This is a genomic window from Terrabacter sp. Ter38 (assembly GCF_024519435.1).
Lineage (GTDB): Bacteria > Actinomycetota > Actinomycetes > Actinomycetales > Dermatophilaceae > Terrabacter.
Genome location: NZ_JALJRZ010000013.1, coordinates 1 through 14694, shown reverse-complemented (window position 1 = coordinate 14694; position 14694 = coordinate 1). Strand labels below are relative to the sequence as shown.

General features: G+C 69.9%; 12 protein-coding genes, 1 tRNA gene and 2 pseudogenes. 6 read left to right on the top strand and 9 right to left on the bottom strand.

Annotation, left to right across the window (positions count from 1 at the left end):
• The first annotated feature begins 102 nt into the window (after window positions 1-102).
• The gene (locus tag NR112_RS20315; protein WP_256796108.1) at window positions 103-2241 is read left to right on the top strand and encodes an MMPL family transporter; all 2139 of its coding nucleotides are present in this window, start codon (window positions 103-105) and stop codon (window positions 2239-2241) included.
• 71 nt (window positions 2242-2312) lie between these two features.
• Here the strand turns inward: NR112_RS20315 and NR112_RS20310 are convergent.
• A pseudogene (locus tag NR112_RS20310) lies at window positions 2313-2474 on the bottom strand (dihydrofolate reductase); the annotation flags it as partial.
• Window positions 2475-2664: 190 nt separating this feature from the next.
• Here NR112_RS20310 and NR112_RS20305 point away from each other — a divergent pair.
• Window positions 2665-3687, top strand: a complete 1023-nt coding sequence (locus tag NR112_RS20305) for a M12 family metallopeptidase (protein ID WP_256796107.1) — start codon at window positions 2665-2667, stop codon at window positions 3685-3687.
• A 161-nt stretch (window positions 3688-3848) separates the two neighbouring features.
• Window positions 3849-4370, top strand: coding sequence for a hypothetical protein (locus NR112_RS20300; RefSeq protein ID WP_256796106.1), 522 nt, complete (start codon window positions 3849-3851; stop codon window positions 4368-4370).
• Here the strand turns inward: NR112_RS20300 and NR112_RS20295 are convergent, their stop codons facing one another.
• Complete coding sequence (locus NR112_RS20295; protein ID WP_256796105.1) at window positions 4371-4937, bottom strand: YceI family protein; 567 nt, start codon at window positions 4935-4937, stop codon at window positions 4371-4373.
• Between the two features lie 237 nt (window positions 4938-5174).
• On the opposite strand from NR112_RS20295, the gene NR112_RS20290 reads away from it, so the two are divergent.
• Window positions 5175-5251 (top strand) — tRNA-Phe (locus NR112_RS20290).
• A 388-nt stretch (window positions 5252-5639) separates the two neighbouring features.
• Here NR112_RS20290 and NR112_RS20285 read toward each other — a convergent pair.
• The 4 genes from NR112_RS20285 to NR112_RS20270 form a co-directional block, all read right to left on the bottom strand.
• The gene (locus NR112_RS20285; protein WP_256796104.1) at window positions 5640-6608 is read right to left on the bottom strand and encodes a VWA domain-containing protein; all 969 of its coding nucleotides are present in this window, start codon (window positions 6606-6608) and stop codon (window positions 5640-5642) included.
• Entirely contained in the window at window positions 6605-7579 is a 975-nt protein-coding gene (locus NR112_RS20280; protein WP_256796103.1) for a DUF58 domain-containing protein, read from the bottom strand. The genes NR112_RS20285 and NR112_RS20280 overlap by 4 nt, the downstream gene beginning before the upstream one ends.
• Window positions 7576-8577, bottom strand: a complete 1002-nt coding sequence (locus NR112_RS20275) for an AAA family ATPase (RefSeq protein WP_374513430.1) — start codon at window positions 8575-8577, stop codon at window positions 7576-7578. The genes NR112_RS20280 and NR112_RS20275 overlap by 4 nt, the downstream gene beginning before the upstream one ends.
• A 94-nt stretch (window positions 8578-8671) precedes the next feature.
• Window positions 8672-9877 carry a S1C family serine protease gene (locus tag NR112_RS20270; RefSeq protein ID WP_256796101.1) on the bottom strand — a complete coding sequence of 402 codons (1206 nt, stop codon included), beginning with the start codon at window positions 9875-9877 and terminating at the stop codon, window positions 8672-8674.
• A 611-nt stretch (window positions 9878-10488) separates the two neighbouring features.
• Between NR112_RS20270 and NR112_RS20265 the strand changes: the two genes are divergently transcribed.
• Window positions 10489-12459, top strand: coding sequence for a right-handed parallel beta-helix repeat-containing protein (locus NR112_RS20265; RefSeq protein ID WP_256796100.1), 1971 nt, complete (start codon window positions 10489-10491; stop codon window positions 12457-12459).
• Between the two features lie 488 nt (window positions 12460-12947).
• Here NR112_RS20265 and NR112_RS20260 read toward each other — a convergent pair whose 3' ends face one another.
• Genes NR112_RS20260 through NR112_RS20250 form a run of 3 tightly spaced genes read right to left on the bottom strand, consistent with a single transcriptional unit; the run spans window position 12948 to window position 13970 of the window.
• On the bottom strand, window positions 12948-13298 hold the full coding sequence (locus NR112_RS20260) for a toxin-antitoxin system YwqK family antitoxin (RefSeq protein WP_256796099.1): 351 nt from the start codon (window positions 13296-13298) through the stop codon (window positions 12948-12950).
• Window positions 13295-13687 carry a VOC family protein gene (locus NR112_RS20255; protein WP_256796098.1) on the bottom strand — a complete coding sequence of 131 codons (393 nt, stop codon included), beginning with the start codon at window positions 13685-13687 and terminating at the stop codon, window positions 13295-13297. Before NR112_RS20255 ends, NR112_RS20260 begins: the two co-directional genes overlap by 4 nt.
• Window positions 13688-13697: 10 nt before the next feature.
• Window positions 13698-13970, bottom strand: a complete 273-nt coding sequence (locus tag NR112_RS20250; RefSeq protein ID WP_256796097.1) for a metalloregulator ArsR/SmtB family transcription factor — start codon at window positions 13968-13970, stop codon at window positions 13698-13700.
• Between the two features lie 386 nt (window positions 13971-14356).
• Here NR112_RS20250 and NR112_RS20245 point away from each other — a divergent pair.
• A pseudogene (locus NR112_RS20245) lies at window positions 14357-14662 on the top strand (GNAT family N-acetyltransferase); the annotation flags it as partial.
• Between the last annotated feature and the right edge of the window lie 32 nt (window positions 14663-14694).

Genomic DNA, 14694 nt, shown 5'->3' with positions numbered 1-14694 from the left:
GGACCACCAACCTGGCCCCAACCCCTGTTCGCGCGGCCGTCGGCGGCCCTAGCGTTGATGGGGCCGCGACTGCGCGGCAGACTCCGGTAGGGGGCAAATGCCATGAATGACAACAGGATCGGCGATGTCGGGCGGCTTGCGCGAATCCCGTCCTCCCGGGTGACGAAGTGGCTCGTCGTCGGCTTCTGGATCGTCGTGGTCGCCTTCCTCGCCGGCCCGTCGTCGAAGCTGCAGTCGGTCCTCAACAACGAGGCCGCGTCCTGGCTTCCCGCGGACGCCCAGTCGACCCAGGTCGTCGACCAGATCTCGGCGTTCCAGAGCACCAACGAGTTCCCCGCCGTCATCGTCTACGAGCGGCCGAGCGGCGTCACGCCGGCCGACCTCGCCGCCGTGACCGCGCAGGTCGCGCGCTTCAACGCCCTCGAGCCGGTCAAGCGCGACTCGGTCGGCCCGATCCCGTCCGCCGACGGCCAGGCGCTCCAGGTCATCGTCCCGGTCGACGCCGGGGAAGCCGGCTGGGACTCCCTCAGCACCACGGCGACGCAGATGCGCGACATCGCCGCCAACGGGCCCGCTGGTCTCTCGATGCACGTCACCGGGCCGGTCGGCTACGGCGCGGACTCGTCGGAGGCGTTCTCCGGCATCGACGGCAAGCTGCTCTACAGCGCGATGGCCGTCGTGATCCTCATCCTGCTCATCACCTACCGAAGCCCGATCCTCTGGCTCCTTCCCGTCGTCTCGGCGGGCACCGCCCTGTTCGTCGCGCAGGGCGTCATCTACTTCCTCGCCGATGGCGACACCCTCACGGTCAACGCACAGAGCTCCGGCATCCTCACGGTCATCGTCTTCGGCGCCGGTACCGACTACGCGCTGCTCCTCGTGGCGCGCTACCGCGAGGAGCTGCGCCGTCACGCCGACCGGCACGAGGCCATGGCGGTTGCCCTGCACCGCGCCGGCCCGGCGATCCTCGCCTCGGGTGCCACGGTCGTCGCCGGCATGCTCTGCCTCCTCTTCGCGTCGATGAGCTCGACGAAGGGACTGGGCCCCGTCGCCGCGATCGGCATCGCCGTCGCCCTGCTCGTCATGCTGACGCTGCTGCCGGCCCTGCTCGTCGTCCTGGGCCGCTGGGTCTTCTGGCCCGTCCGCCCGACCCCGGGCTCCGTCGACGGCACCCGCGACGGGGTCTGGGCCCGCATCGGCGCCCGGATCGCCCGGGCACCGCGACGCACCTGGGTGGTGACGTCGCTCCTGCTCGCGATCGCGTCGCTCGGGGTGCTCCAGCTCAACGCGGTCGGGCTGCAGAACAAGGACTCCTACTACACGACGCCGCCGTCGGTGATCGGCGAGCAGATCGTCGCGAAGCACTTCCCTGCCGGCGGGGGGTCCCCGGTCCTCGTCCTCGCGAACGAGGCCGCCGCCGCCCGGGTGCGGTCGTCGCTCGAGGCGGTCGACGGCGTCGACACGGTCGCCGACCCGGTGACTCGGGACGGCCGGTCGCTCATCCAGGCCACCCTCGCCTCGGCCCCGGACTCCGACGCGGCGACCGCGACGCTCGACCGGATCAGGACGGCCATCGCGGCCGTGCCGGGTGCGAACGCCATCGCGGGTGGCGACACGGCGACCCGCGTCGACACGCTCCGGGCCAGCTCCGACGACAACGAGCGGATCATCCCCGTCATCCTCGGCGTCGTCCTGCTCATCCTCGTGCTCCTGCTACGCGCCCTCACCGCACCGATCGTCCTCATCGGGACGGTCCTGCTCTCCTTCGGAGCGGCAATCGGCCTGTCCGCGTTGGTCTTCCGGCACGTGCTGGGGTTCGCCGGCGCCGACTCCTCGTTCCCACTCTTCGTCTTCGTCTTCCTCGTCGCCCTCGGCATCGACTACAACATCTTCCTCATGACCCGTGTCCACGAGGAGGCGAAGAAGGTCGGGACGTGGCGCGGGTCGCTCGTGGGGCTCGCTGCGACGGGCGGGGTCATCACGTCGGCGGGGCTCGTGCTGGCCGGCACCTTCGCGGTGCTCGCGACGATGCCGATCGTCGCGTTCGCCGAGATCGGCTTCGCCGTGGCACTCGGCGTCCTGCTCGACACGCTGATCGTCCGCTCGGTCCTCGTCACCGCCCTCAACCTCGACATCGGGGCACGGATGTGGTGGCCGAGCCGGCTCGCCCGCACCGATGCCGCGACCACCGCAGCAGCCGAGCGTCCCGAGCCCGCCGCCGAACCGGCTCTTCAGGGTTGAGAGGTCGTCGCCAGCTGGATGTCGGGTGGCGCGTCGGGCACGGGGCAGCGACGCGCAGGCGCAGCCGGGGGCCCGATCCGGTGCCACCCGCTCGGCGACACCTGCAGCTCGCCACTCTCGTCCAACGGGACGTCACCGTCGGACAACCAGTCGAACAGCGGTCCGGGCTGGTCGTTCTCGTCCGCGACGAAGCCGTCCACCGACACCGAGCCGTACATGACCACCGTGCCCACGGCGCTCTCCTCTGCTTCGGGGTGCCCCAAATCATCCATCCTGGGCTGTCGCTCGTGCAGGAGTCAACCGGCCCGCAGCGGCCCACGAGGGCAACCACACGGCATACGCCCGTTCGGCTGTGCGCGAGCGCGCGCGGGAGGACGATGGACGGTGGACGCGACTGCGCCCCGGACCGATTGGGGGAACGCCATGACGGATGCACCGCACGTGTGCTTCGACCGGATCCTTCCCAAGGACCTGATGCGCCCTCACCGGCGCGAGCGCGGCCCGGACGGCGCGGACCGCGCGATCTCGCCCATCGGCAAGGCGTGGATGAACGGCACGACGCTCACCGTCCGCTTCCTCGAGGGCACGCCCGCGCAGCAGGCGAAGGCGCGCGAGCAGGCCGCGTGGTGGCAGGCCGCGTGCAACATCTCCTTCGACTTCGGTGACCACCCGAACGCCGACCTCCGGGTGTCCTTCGACCCGAATGACGGCGCGTGGTCCTACGTCGGCACCGACAACAAGGGCATCCCGAGCAACGAGGCGACGATGAACCTCGGCTTCCTCGACGGTGGCACGGCTGGACACGAGTTCGGCCACGCCATCGGGCTCGCCCACGAGCACTCGAACCCGCAGGGCGGCATCCGGTGGAACGAGCCGGTCGTCATCGCGGCCCTCGCGGGCCCGCCGAACCGCTGGGACGAGGCGAAGGTGCGCCACAACGTCTTCATGAAGTACGCCCTCGACCAGATCAAGGGGACGCAGTTCGACCCCGACTCGATCATGCTCTACGCGTTCCCGGCGACGTGGACCCTCAACGGTGTCGCGACGCACGCGAACGACGTCCTGTCGTCTCTCGACAAGGCCTTCGTCGCGGGAGCAGCCATGTATCCCAAGGGTGCTCCCGTCGTCACCGACGCCGCGACGCTGACGGTCGACGGCCCGAAGGTCGAGGGCTCGATCGGCGCCGCAGGCGAGGAGGACCTCTACGCCTTCGACGTCGCGAGCGACGGCCTCTACGAGGTGACGACCCGCGGATCGACCGACGTCTACCTCTCGCTCTTCGGACCGACCAGCGACACCGACCTCGTCGGCGAGGACGACGACAGCGGCTACGGGGTCAACGCGCGCGTGCGTGCCGGGCTGACCCCCGGCCGCTACGTGGCCCAGGTGCGCCACTACCGGCCGAGCGGGACCGGCGCCTACTCGATCCGGGTCCGCCGGCGCTGAGCCGGCTCGCGCCACTCCGCCACTACGGCCCCTTCGGGCCAGGCCACGCCCCTCCACCGAGGCCGTATGCCGTCCGCACGCCGCCCAGCGGCATACGTCCTCGCGCTCTGCCCCAGGCGTAAGGCGTTGACGATCGTTGGTAATCGAGTAATCCTGATTACATGATTACTAATGAAGCACTGGAGCGGGTGCGCGGCTGGTTCGTCGGCCGCCTGCCCGAGGAGTGGCGCAGCACGCCGCCCGAGATCACCGTCGACCGCGAGGAGATCACCGTCGTCCTCACCGTCACCGACGTCGACCTGCCCGACGGGTCGAGCGATGCCGAGCGTGACGAGGCCCGCGCCGGGCGCGCCAAGGCGTTCCGCGAGGACACCCGCGGTCGTCGTATCGAGATCGCCCGAGAGGCCGAGCACCGCTTCGAGCGCAAGGTGTCGTGGGCCGTCCGCGTCGGCGACCGCACGGAGCTGTTCACCCACGTCGCCGCGCCGGCGATGACCCGGCTGCGTCAGCCGGAGCGACGCGTCCTCGACACGCTCGTCGACGCCGGCGTCGCCAGGTCCCGCGCCGAGGCGCTGGCTTGGTGCGTCAAGCTCGTCGCGCAGCACGAGAGCGACTGGCTCGGCGAGCTGCGCGAGGCGATGTCGCACGTCGCGGACGTGCGCACGAAGGGTCCGGGGGCCTGATCAGCCCTGCTGGTCGGTGCCGCGCTTGACGGCGGAGATCTCGAACTCGAGCGAGATCTTCTCGGAGACGAGGACGCCGCCGGCGTCGAGCGGCATGTTCCACTCGAGGCCGAAGTCGCGACGGTTGATCCGGCGCGAGCCCTCGAAGCCGGCCCGCAGGGCACCCATGGCGTCGGTCTGCACGCCGATGAGCTCGATCGGGATCGTGACGGACTTGGTGACGTCGCGGATCGTCAGGTTGCCGGAGACCATGTAGGCGTTCTCCTCGACCTCCTCGATCTGCGTGCTCTCGAAGCGGATGTCGGGCCACTTCTCGACGTCGAAGAAGTCGGCGCTGCGCAGGTGGTCGTCCCGCTGCTGGTTGCGGGTGTCGACGCTCGAGGCCTTGAGGACGACCTCGGCGTAGGACTTGGCCATGTCGTCGAGGTCGGCGTAGAGGCGGCCGGTCACGTCGTTGAAGGAGCCGCGCACCGTCGTCACCATCGCGTGCCGGGCCGAGAAGCCGATACGGGTGTGGGCCGGGTCGAAGTCCCAGTCCCCGCTCAAGGCGGATCCGTGGTCGGTCATGGTCTCTCCCCTGCGGGTCGATGGATGAGTCGCGGCATCTTCTCACGACCCAGGGTGCTTGAAGCTTTCACTGTCGCCTCGTTCGTTGGCACGTGCGGTGCACGGAGTCCCGGCCCACAGCCCCCGCCGGCCGTCCTCTCCATCCCCCCGACGATCCCGCACACGTGCGCGATGCGCCGGCCGCGGGCGGTTTGCCTGATGCCCCGAGGGGTCGGCTATAGTTCCACTCGTTGTCGCGGCCAGGTAGCTCAGTTGGTACGAGCGTCCGACTGAAAATCGGAAGGTCGGCGGTTCGACCCCGCCCCTGGCCACCACCCGAAACCGCAGGTCAGAAGCCTCTGACCTGCGGTTTCGTCGTTCTTTGGTGGCCGCACTCCCTCGTCTGTTGCCGCCGCCGAGTGACCGTCATGACCGCGACACGCCGCTGTCGGCCGGAGTTATCGCCGGAGTTATCGCACGAGTTGTCGCACGAGTTGTCGCACGAGTTGTCGCACGACATCTCGACGTCAAGACAAGATGAACCGCAGTGGTCTCCGACCACCGTCTCCGCTGTTCAGAGGCGGCACAGCCGCTCGGCGAGGCCGCGGCCGCTCCCTCGATGGCCACGGCATTCGGACTGGATCTGCCTGGCCGTTGAGGGGAGGCTTGTCGAGGTCCGAACACGCCGGCCATGCGCGGCATCGACAGGGCCCGTGGGACAGCTCAGACCAGACGTTGGGTCCACCGAAGCGCCCCGGCGGCCGCGAGGGCTGCGGCCAGGAGGGCGATGCCTGCGAAAGCTGCGGTCAGGTCCCGGGTCTGCACGGTGTAGGCGATGTCCCGGCCGATCTGGGCGTAGATCGAGCCGAGCTCGTCAGAGTTCTGCGCTGAGAAGGACCGCCCGCCGCTCTCCTGCGCGATGCGAGCCATGGACTGGGGGTCGTACGGGACGGGCACGTCCTGGCCTTGTACGCTCACCACGCCGGACGACGTACCGAAGGCGATCGTGTCGACCGGCACCCCCCGCGCCTGTGCGTCCTGCGCCGCCGCGTCGGCGGCCTCCGATGGAGACAGCTGACCGTCGCCGATCGTCGGTGAGCCGTCGCTCATCAACACGATCGCCGCCGGCGCCGGCTTCCCGTTGGTGCCGCTGGGCACGGCCGCGATTGCAGCGAGCGACTCGCGCAGCCCGGGCGCCGTGGCGGTGCCACTGCCCACGGACAACGACTCGATCGACGCGATGAGCTGTGCTCGGTCGGTGGTGGGCGGCACGAGCAGCCGAGCGGTGCTGTCGAAGCTGACCAGGCCGACCTGGATCCCTGGCGGTAGGTCCTGGACGAACGTGGTCGCCTGGGCCTGCGCCGCATCCAGCCGGCTCGGTGCGACATCGGTCGAGGTCATGGACGCCGAGGTGTCGAGGGTGAGCATGATCGTCGCGCGGTCCTTGGGCGTGCGCATCGCCATGGCCGGCTGGGCGAACGCAAGGGTGAGCACCACGAGGGTGAGGAGCATGGCCGCCGCTGGGAGGTGCCGTTTCCATCCCTGTCGGCGTGGTGCAACCGAGTCGAGCAGGTCCACGCTGGTGAACCGCAACACCTGGACGTGGCGGCGTCGCTGGACGAGCACGTACGCGACGAGCAGAGCGACGGGCACGGCCAGGAGCAGCAACCGCCAGGCGGACAGGAAGGTCATGGGGTCGCCGCCGAGCCGAACCGTGCGAGCACCTCGTCGGACGGGCGGGCGCGCTTGGCCCGGTGCAGCTCTGCGGCGAACCGGACCGTGTCGGTCAGCCAGTCCCGGTCGGTGGACAGGTGCAGATATGCCGCGCCCGAGCCGTCGATCCGGGACCTGATGTCACGATGGCGCTCGGCCGCAGCCGCTGCGTACCTGGCGCGAAGCCCAGGTGAGGACGACTGGATGTAGCGCTGCCGACCGCTCTCCGTGTCCACCACCGCCAGCACGCCGACCGCCGGGAGAGCCAGCTCGCGCGGATCGGTCACGTGGACGGCCACCACGTCGTGGTGACGGACCACGCGGCGCAGCGCGCTCGCCCAGCCGTCGTCGTCGAGGAAGTCCGAGATGACCACGACCTGGCAGCGACGCGGCTGCACGAGGGGCAGCCGCCGCAGTGCCGCGGCCAGGGTGGCGCCGCCGCCGGGCGCGCTCTCCCGACGTGCGGAGTCGTGGACGGCAGCGAGCGCCGCCAGGAACGCGCTCCGCCCGCGTCGCGCGGGGATGTGGCCCAGACGGTCGGCGCCGGCGACCAGGACGCCGAACCTGTTGCCGCCACGCAAGGTCAGCATCCCGAATGCCGCGGCCGCGCCGAGGGCGACGTCGCGCTTCTCGCATGCTGCTGTCCCGAAGTCGAGGCTGGCCGATCGGTCCGCGACGACCCACGTCTCGAGCTCGCGGTCGGCCTCTGTCTGCCGCACCCACACCTGCCCCGAGCGTGCCGTCAGGTTCCAGTCCACGAGCCTCGCATCGTCCCCGGGTGCATACAGTCGCGCCCCGGCCCTCTCGCTGCCCGGGCCATAGGCGAAGCTCGCGTGGTCGCCGGTGTCGCGGCCGTCGAGCCGGCGCGTGATGGCCAGCTCGAGGCGCCGCAGGACCTGCGCCCTGGCCGCCGCGTCGGGTGCGGCCATCGACAGCAGTGGGGCGCTCATCCGGTCGCCTCCATCGGGAGCGTCACGTCGAAGTTCGGGTAGACCGCCTGCTGCGGGGAGATGCTCGGCGCGGGCACGCAACGCAGCAGTCTCTCGACCACGGCCTCGGGGTGCACACCCTCCGCGAGCGCGTCGTAGGTGAGCGTGATCCGGTGACGCAGGACATCCGGCGCGATGTCGTACACGTCCTGTGGGACCACGTACCGGCGGCCACGGAGCAGGGCGAGGGCCCGAGCCGAGATCAGCAGGCCCAGCGTGCCGCGGGGACTCGCACCGAGGGCGATGAGCCGCGACAGGTCCTCCTGGCCCCAGCGGGCGGGCTCGCGGGTCGTCATGACGAGGCGGACGGCGTAGTCCTGCACGGCGTGGTGCACGAAGACGTCACGGACGATGCCCTGAAGCTCGACGAGCTGTCCGCTCCTCAGCACCTGCTCGGCTCGGGGCGGCGGACCGGACATTCGGTGCGCGATCGCGACCTCCTCCTCGTAGGTCGGGTGAGTGACCATGACGTGCATGAGGAAACGGTCGCGCTGGGCCTCCGGCAGGGCGTACACGCCCTCGGACTCGATCGGGTTCTGCGTGGCGAGGACGAGGAAGGGCCTCGGGAGGGGCCGGGTCTGGCCGGCGATCGTCACGTGCCGCTCGGCCATCGCCTCGAGCAGGGCGGACTGCACCTTGGCGGGTGCACGGTTGATCTCGTCCGCGAGCACGACGTTCGCGAAGAGCGGGCCCCACTCGATCGCGAAGTCCTCCTGCGACGGCCGCCAGGTCCGGGTCCCGACGAGGTCGGCGGGCACCAGGTCCGGAGTGAACTGGAGCCGGGTGAAGTCGCCGCCCACCGCCTGCGCCATGGTCGACACCGTCAGCGTCTTGGCCAGACCGGGGAAGCCCTCGATGAGGCAGTGGCCGTCGGCGAGGAGGCACACCATGACCCGCTCGATGAGGCGGTCCTGGCCCACGATGACCTTCTTGACCTGGAAGAGCGCGTCGGCGAGCACGGCCGCATGGTCGGCGGCGGGGATGGTTGCGGGTGTCGGTTCCGGGGACTGGAAAGACTGGGTCACTGGGGTGTCCTCTCGTGCGTGGGGTGGGTCATCCGACCGGGCCGGTGCCCAAGCCGATCGAGGCGGTGTGGTTCTGGCCGGCTGCGTCTGTCCATGAGACCGACACGGTGTCGCCAGGGCGGTGCGCGGACACGGCGGCGTGCAGTTCGCCGGTGGATGTCACCGTTCGGCCGCCCACGGCGGTGATGACGTCTCCTCGTCGGATGCCTGCCTGTGCTGCAGGAGACCCGGGCACGACAGCCCCCACCGGCACACCTGGCCGTGACGAGCCGTTCCGACCGCCGGGAGTGACCTGTATGCCCAGGTACCCGGTTGCACCGATGTGGACGGTCTCCGACCCCTTCCCCTCGATGATCTGCTGGGCTATGGAGCGCGCCTGGTCGATCGGGATGGCAAAGCCGTCGGTCGCCGCGCTGACGTCCGTCGATGCAGCGGCGGCGGATCCCGCGGTGACGACACCGACGACCTTGCTCGCGGCGTCGACCAACGCGCCGCCGGAGTCCCCCGGTTGGATTGCTGCCTCGAACTGGATCAGGTCCGTGAGCGTGTGGTCCGAGCCGTCCGTCTCGTCCCGCACGGTGATCGGCTGACCGACCGCACTGACGGTTCCGGCGACCGAGCTGGGCGTCCCACCGGCCCCACCGGCGTTTCCGACGGCGACGACGGCATCGCCCACGTGCACGGTCGATGACGAGCCCAGCGGCGCAACCGTCAGCCCCGACGCACCCTTCAGACGCAAGACCGCAACGTCGTGCGTGCTGTCGTAGCCGAGCACGGTCGCGTCGTACGTCTGCCCATTACCTGCGTCGGTCGCCCTGATGGCTGTGGCGCCGGCCACGACGTGATGGTTGGTGAGCACCAGACCGTCGGCGGAAAGCACGATTCCCGTACCGGCGCCCTGCGAGCCGTCGGACCCGATGCTCGTGTTGACGTCGACGAGGCCTTTGGACACCGCTGCAGCGGCCGCCTCCTGCTGCGGTGTCAGCGTCTCGGGCTGCTGAGCCGCGTTCGGCGGCGACCCCGGCACGACCCCGGGGGGCGAGGCCGGCGCGGACCTCTGCGGAGCGCTCGGGGTGGGCTGTGACGGTGAGCTCGAAGGCGTGGGCGCAGGGGGCAGGACGACGGTCGCGGACGGCGTCGGCGGTGCCGCCGAGGTGTCACCCCCGGACCGCAGCGTGCCGGCCAGCGCTGCGCCGCCGGCCAGCAGAGCCACCAAGAGAACGACCGCGATCACGAGCAGCCCTCGGCGGGGCTGCCGCTGCAGCGGGGGCGGCGGTGGCGGAGGCCCGGGGGGCATCACGGCTGTCGATGGGGCGTAGCCACCAACCGTCTCGGGACGGGCCCACAACGTGGAGGTCCACGGGTCCGGCGCGCCCGATGACGACCCGGACGTCGAGCCGCCACTCTGACCTGCATCGCCTTGGACCGACATGTGGCACCCTCACCGTGATCAGGCCGGCCACAGCGGCCGGTGGCACAGTGTGGAGTCACGAAACTGTCAGCAGGTCCCGCATGCGCTGTGAGATCGATGTGGGTCCACGAACGGCGACACCAACCGGTGGAGTCGTTCTTCGAATGACAGGACGACGGACGGGATCCACGGGTCACAGCTGACGACGGTCGTGCCTGCGGCTCACGGTCGTGGCCGACCTCGTTCGGCCAGGTGGGTGAGGCCCGGCGACCTGTCCTTCCGAGGGGCAAGCGGTCGCCATGGAGAACCGCGAAATCCTCATGCCCGAGTGCAACTTGCGTAGTGTCGGTCGCACGCTCTGTTCGTGCCATGAATGGCGCAGGACCACCGGACGGGCGCCTCCTGCCACCGCTCGAGATAGAGGACACACCGCCGTGACCAGCGTGCTGCATGTCGCCCCCGCCGGCTCCGACCAGGCGGACGGGTCTGAGTCCCGTCCCTTCCGCACGATCGGACGCGCCGCAGAGCTGGCGCGGCCCGGCGACCGGGTCGTCGTCCACGAGGGCGAGTACCGCGAGTGGGTCGCGCCACCTCGGGGGGGGCTGAGCGACGCGCGTCGCATCACCTACGAGGCGGCGCCGGGCGAGCACGTCGTCCTCAAGGGCTCCGAGCGGGTGACCGACTGGCAGCAGGTGGGCGGTGGGGTCTGGACGGTGCGCGTGCCCAACGAGCTGTTCGGCTCCTTCAACCCCTTCGCGGAGGAAGTCGTCGGCGACTGGGTGGTCCGCCCCATCGAGGCCGGTCAGCGCAAGCACCTCGGTGACGTGTACCTCGACGGCCGCAGCTTCTACGAGGTGGGCAGCCCCGATGAGGTGTCACACCCAGCCCGCCGCGACGAGGTCACCGACGACTGGACGAGAAAGACGGTCCCCGTCCCCGACGCCGACCAGACGCGGTACGTGTGGCACGCACAGGTCGACCCCGACGCGACCATCATCTGGGCGAACTTCCACGACGCCGACCCGAACGAGCGACTCGTCGAGATCAACGTCCGACGGTCCGTGTTCTACCCCACCGAGCACCACGTCGACTACATCACCGTCCGAGGCTTCGAGCTGTGCCAGGCGGCGACACCGTGGGCCCCGCCGACGGCGGACCAGCCGGGACTCATCGGGCCGAACTGGGCCAAGGGCTGGGTCATCGAGGACAACGTCATCCACGACGCCAAGTGCGTCGCCATCTCCATCGGCAAGGAGGCCTCGACGGGCGACAACAACTACACGAACCGCGGCGACAAGCCCGGCTACCAGTACCAGCTCGAGTCCGTCTTCTCCGCCAGAGAGATCGGCTGGGACAAGGAGCACATCGGCTCCCACGTCATCCGCCGCAACACGATCTACGACTGCGGGCAGTGCGCCATCGCAGGCCATCTCGGCTGTGTCTTCTCCACGATCGAGGACAACCACATCCACCGCATCGCCCTGAAGCGGGAGTTCTACGGGCACGAGATCGCCGGCATCAAGCTGCACGCGGCCATCGACGTGGAGATCACGCACAACCGCATCCACTCCTGCTCGCTCGGGATCTGGCTCGACTGGCAGACCCAGGGGACTCGGGTCGCGCGCAACGTCCTCTACGGCAACTCGCGCGACCTCTTCGTCGAGGTGAGCCACGGACCCTACGTCGTGGACCACAACGTGCTCGCCTCCCCGGTCTCGATCGAGTCCTTCAGCCAGGGCGGCGCCTACGTCGGCAACCTCGTGTGCGGCACCCTCGGCCTGATCCGGGTGATGGACCGCGCCACCCCCTACCACCGTCCCCACAGCACTCACGTCGCCGGCTACGCCGTGATCTACGGCGCCGACGACCGCTGGATCGGCAACGTGTTCGCCGGCGGTGAGATCGACGCGGCCTACAACACGGACGCCCACACCTTCGACGGCGCCTGGGTGGGGACCGCCGGCTACGAAGGCCACCCGTCCACCTTCGCGGACTACCTCGCGCTCGTCGACGCCCAGCCCCCGGGCGACCACAACCGCTTCCCCGACGTGCCACAGCCCGTCTACATCCACCACAACGCGTACGCCGGAGCAGCCACCCCGTATGCCGCTGAGGACACTCCGCTGCGACTCGACTCGGCATCCTTCACCGTCGTCGAGGAGGGCGACACCGTCTCCCTCGACGCCGTCCTCCCCGAGTCGTTCGACGGGCTCCAGGTCGGCGTCGTCACCGGTGCGGACCTGCCCAGGGTCCGGTTCGTCGACGCGGACTTCGAGGAGCGTGACGGCTCGCCGGTGACGATCGACCGAGATCTCCTCGGGGCGCGCAAGGACCCGAACGCGTCCTACCCGGCCGGCCCGATCGCCACCTTGTCGTCAGGCACCTCCCGCATCCGCGTGTGGTGACGCCCGGGCCATCGGCAGTTGCCGCGCGCCGGCAAGGCCAAGTCTGTTCCCGGCTCCGCACGGGCCGGCTCCGTCCGAGTCAGTGCCCGCGGGCACGCCCCTCCCCGTTCGCCATAGCCGAACGGACGGGCGCACCGACGAGAGGGGGATGTCGCCGATCGACCGACCAGCGGCCTGGCCCGGTGCGACACTGGACGGATCAGCACCCGCCATTGAGGCTCCGTTTCAAAGGCGACCGTGATGCTTGGCCAGCGCACATCAGTCAGGGTCGGTGGTGGCCACGACGCCAGCTTCCGGGTCGGCGGACGCGAGCCGGGCCGGTTGGCCGCCGTGGCCGTTCTGGCACTCGGGCTCGGTCTCTCGGGCTGCACGTCTGGCGCGCACCCGCGACCCCGGGTGCTGTCACGACCACGACACTCGCGCCCGAACGCGACCTCATCGTGCCTGGCCGTCACTTCAAGGCCCGCGCGACCGGTGCGGGATGGCATTCAGCCGTTCGGCTTGTGTTTGCGTCCCTGCTTCCACCAGGTGGTGTCCAGGTGGTGGCCCTTTGCGTCCCATCGTTCCCAGGCGCCGTCCTTGGAGCCCTGGTCGAAGGCGCCCTTCTGGAGGAGCACCCCGCTGGCTCGGTACCAGGTCCAGACTCCGTGCAGCTCGCCGCGGTCGTATCCGCCTTCCGAGCGGAGACGACCATCGCCGGCGAAGTGGCACCAGCGCCCGACCCGTTCGCCGTCGAGATACTCCCCGGTCATGGTTCCGCCATGGGGGTCAGGTTCGGACCATCGCCCTGACTTACGTCCTGCGGCGTCGAAGGAGTTGGGGCGGTCATCCGAGCTCATGCGGGGCTGATGAGTTGGATCAGGTTGCCGCAGGTGTCATCCAGGATCGCCGTGACCATGTCGCCCATCGCGGTCGGGGGTTGAATGAATCGGACGCCGTGCTGTTCGAGCTCGCGGTGTGCGGCTCCGACGTCGTCCACCGCGAAGGAGGTGTAGGGGATGCCGTCGGTGACCAGCGCATCCTTGAAGGACTTCGCGGCCGGGTGCTCGTCCGGCTCAAGAAGCAGCTCGACACCGTGAGGGGCGTCGGGCTCGGCAACCGTAAGCCAGCGATGCCGTCCGAGGGGCACGTCGGTCTTCGGGACGAAGCCGAGCCGGTCGGTGTAGAAGGCGAGGGCCTTGTCCTGGTCGTCGACCAGGACACTGGTGACATGCAGGCGTGCGTGCACGATGCCGCTCCTATCGGGTTGTCGGCCACCGCTGCGAGATCTCGAGTAGCGGCCGGGTGTTCAGGTGATGGATCTTCGTTCGACCCTCGCGATGCGACCGGATGAGGTCCACGTCCTCGAGGACCGCGAGGTGCTGGGAGATCGCCTGTCGCGTTGATGAGTTTCCGTGCTTCATGGCCAGGCGTGCGCAGATGTCGAACAGCGTCAGGCCATCGCGGTCGAACAGCTCATCGAGGATCTGACGTCGCGTGGCATCTGCCAGCGCCCGGTACACATCTCCCACCACCCCAAGATAGGCAAGTAGATACTTGCCTGTCCAGCTGGCCGGCGATCCCCGGCCGTCGAGCCCTACACCGGCCCTAGCGCATCGTTGCGCACGGGGCGGCTCACCCTTCTCGGTGGCACGGCTCAGGACGCGCAGCCGACCTCCGCGTCCCGCCGGCTGGAGGGCGTCTGGTCAGTGGCTGACCGACCTGCCGACCGACGAGGACCAGCACCGAGCCACCTTCCCCGGGCCGATCCGCCTCGCGGCACGATCATCGTGGAGCTGCACGGCCCGTTCATCGGGACTACATGCTCCGGGTCGACGATGCCCGGGTGCAGGAGGAGGACGTTCCCGATCGGGCGCGCGGGCAGCAGGCGGAGATCGGCTAGGTTCTCGATCCGGCGCGCACGGGCCATGGGTACGCGACCGAGGCGGTCTGCGCGCTCCTGCGCCTGGCGTTCGAGGATCTTGGCGTACGCCGGGTGTTGGCCAACGCCTTCGCGGACAACACCGCCTCATGCCGGCTGATGGAGCGCGTCGGTATGCGGCCCGAGACCTGTGCCGCTCGGGAGTCCCGATACCGTTCCGGCCCAAGGCTCGACACCGTCGGGTCCCCCCGTCGGCCGACGAGAGTGGGATGGTGTCGACAACGCTCGAAAATGAGGCCGATCCGACGTTCTAAATCGAGGCCACCGGTTCGTGGTTTCTAGTCTGCCGTGTCCTGGGTTCTGATGCTGGGCAG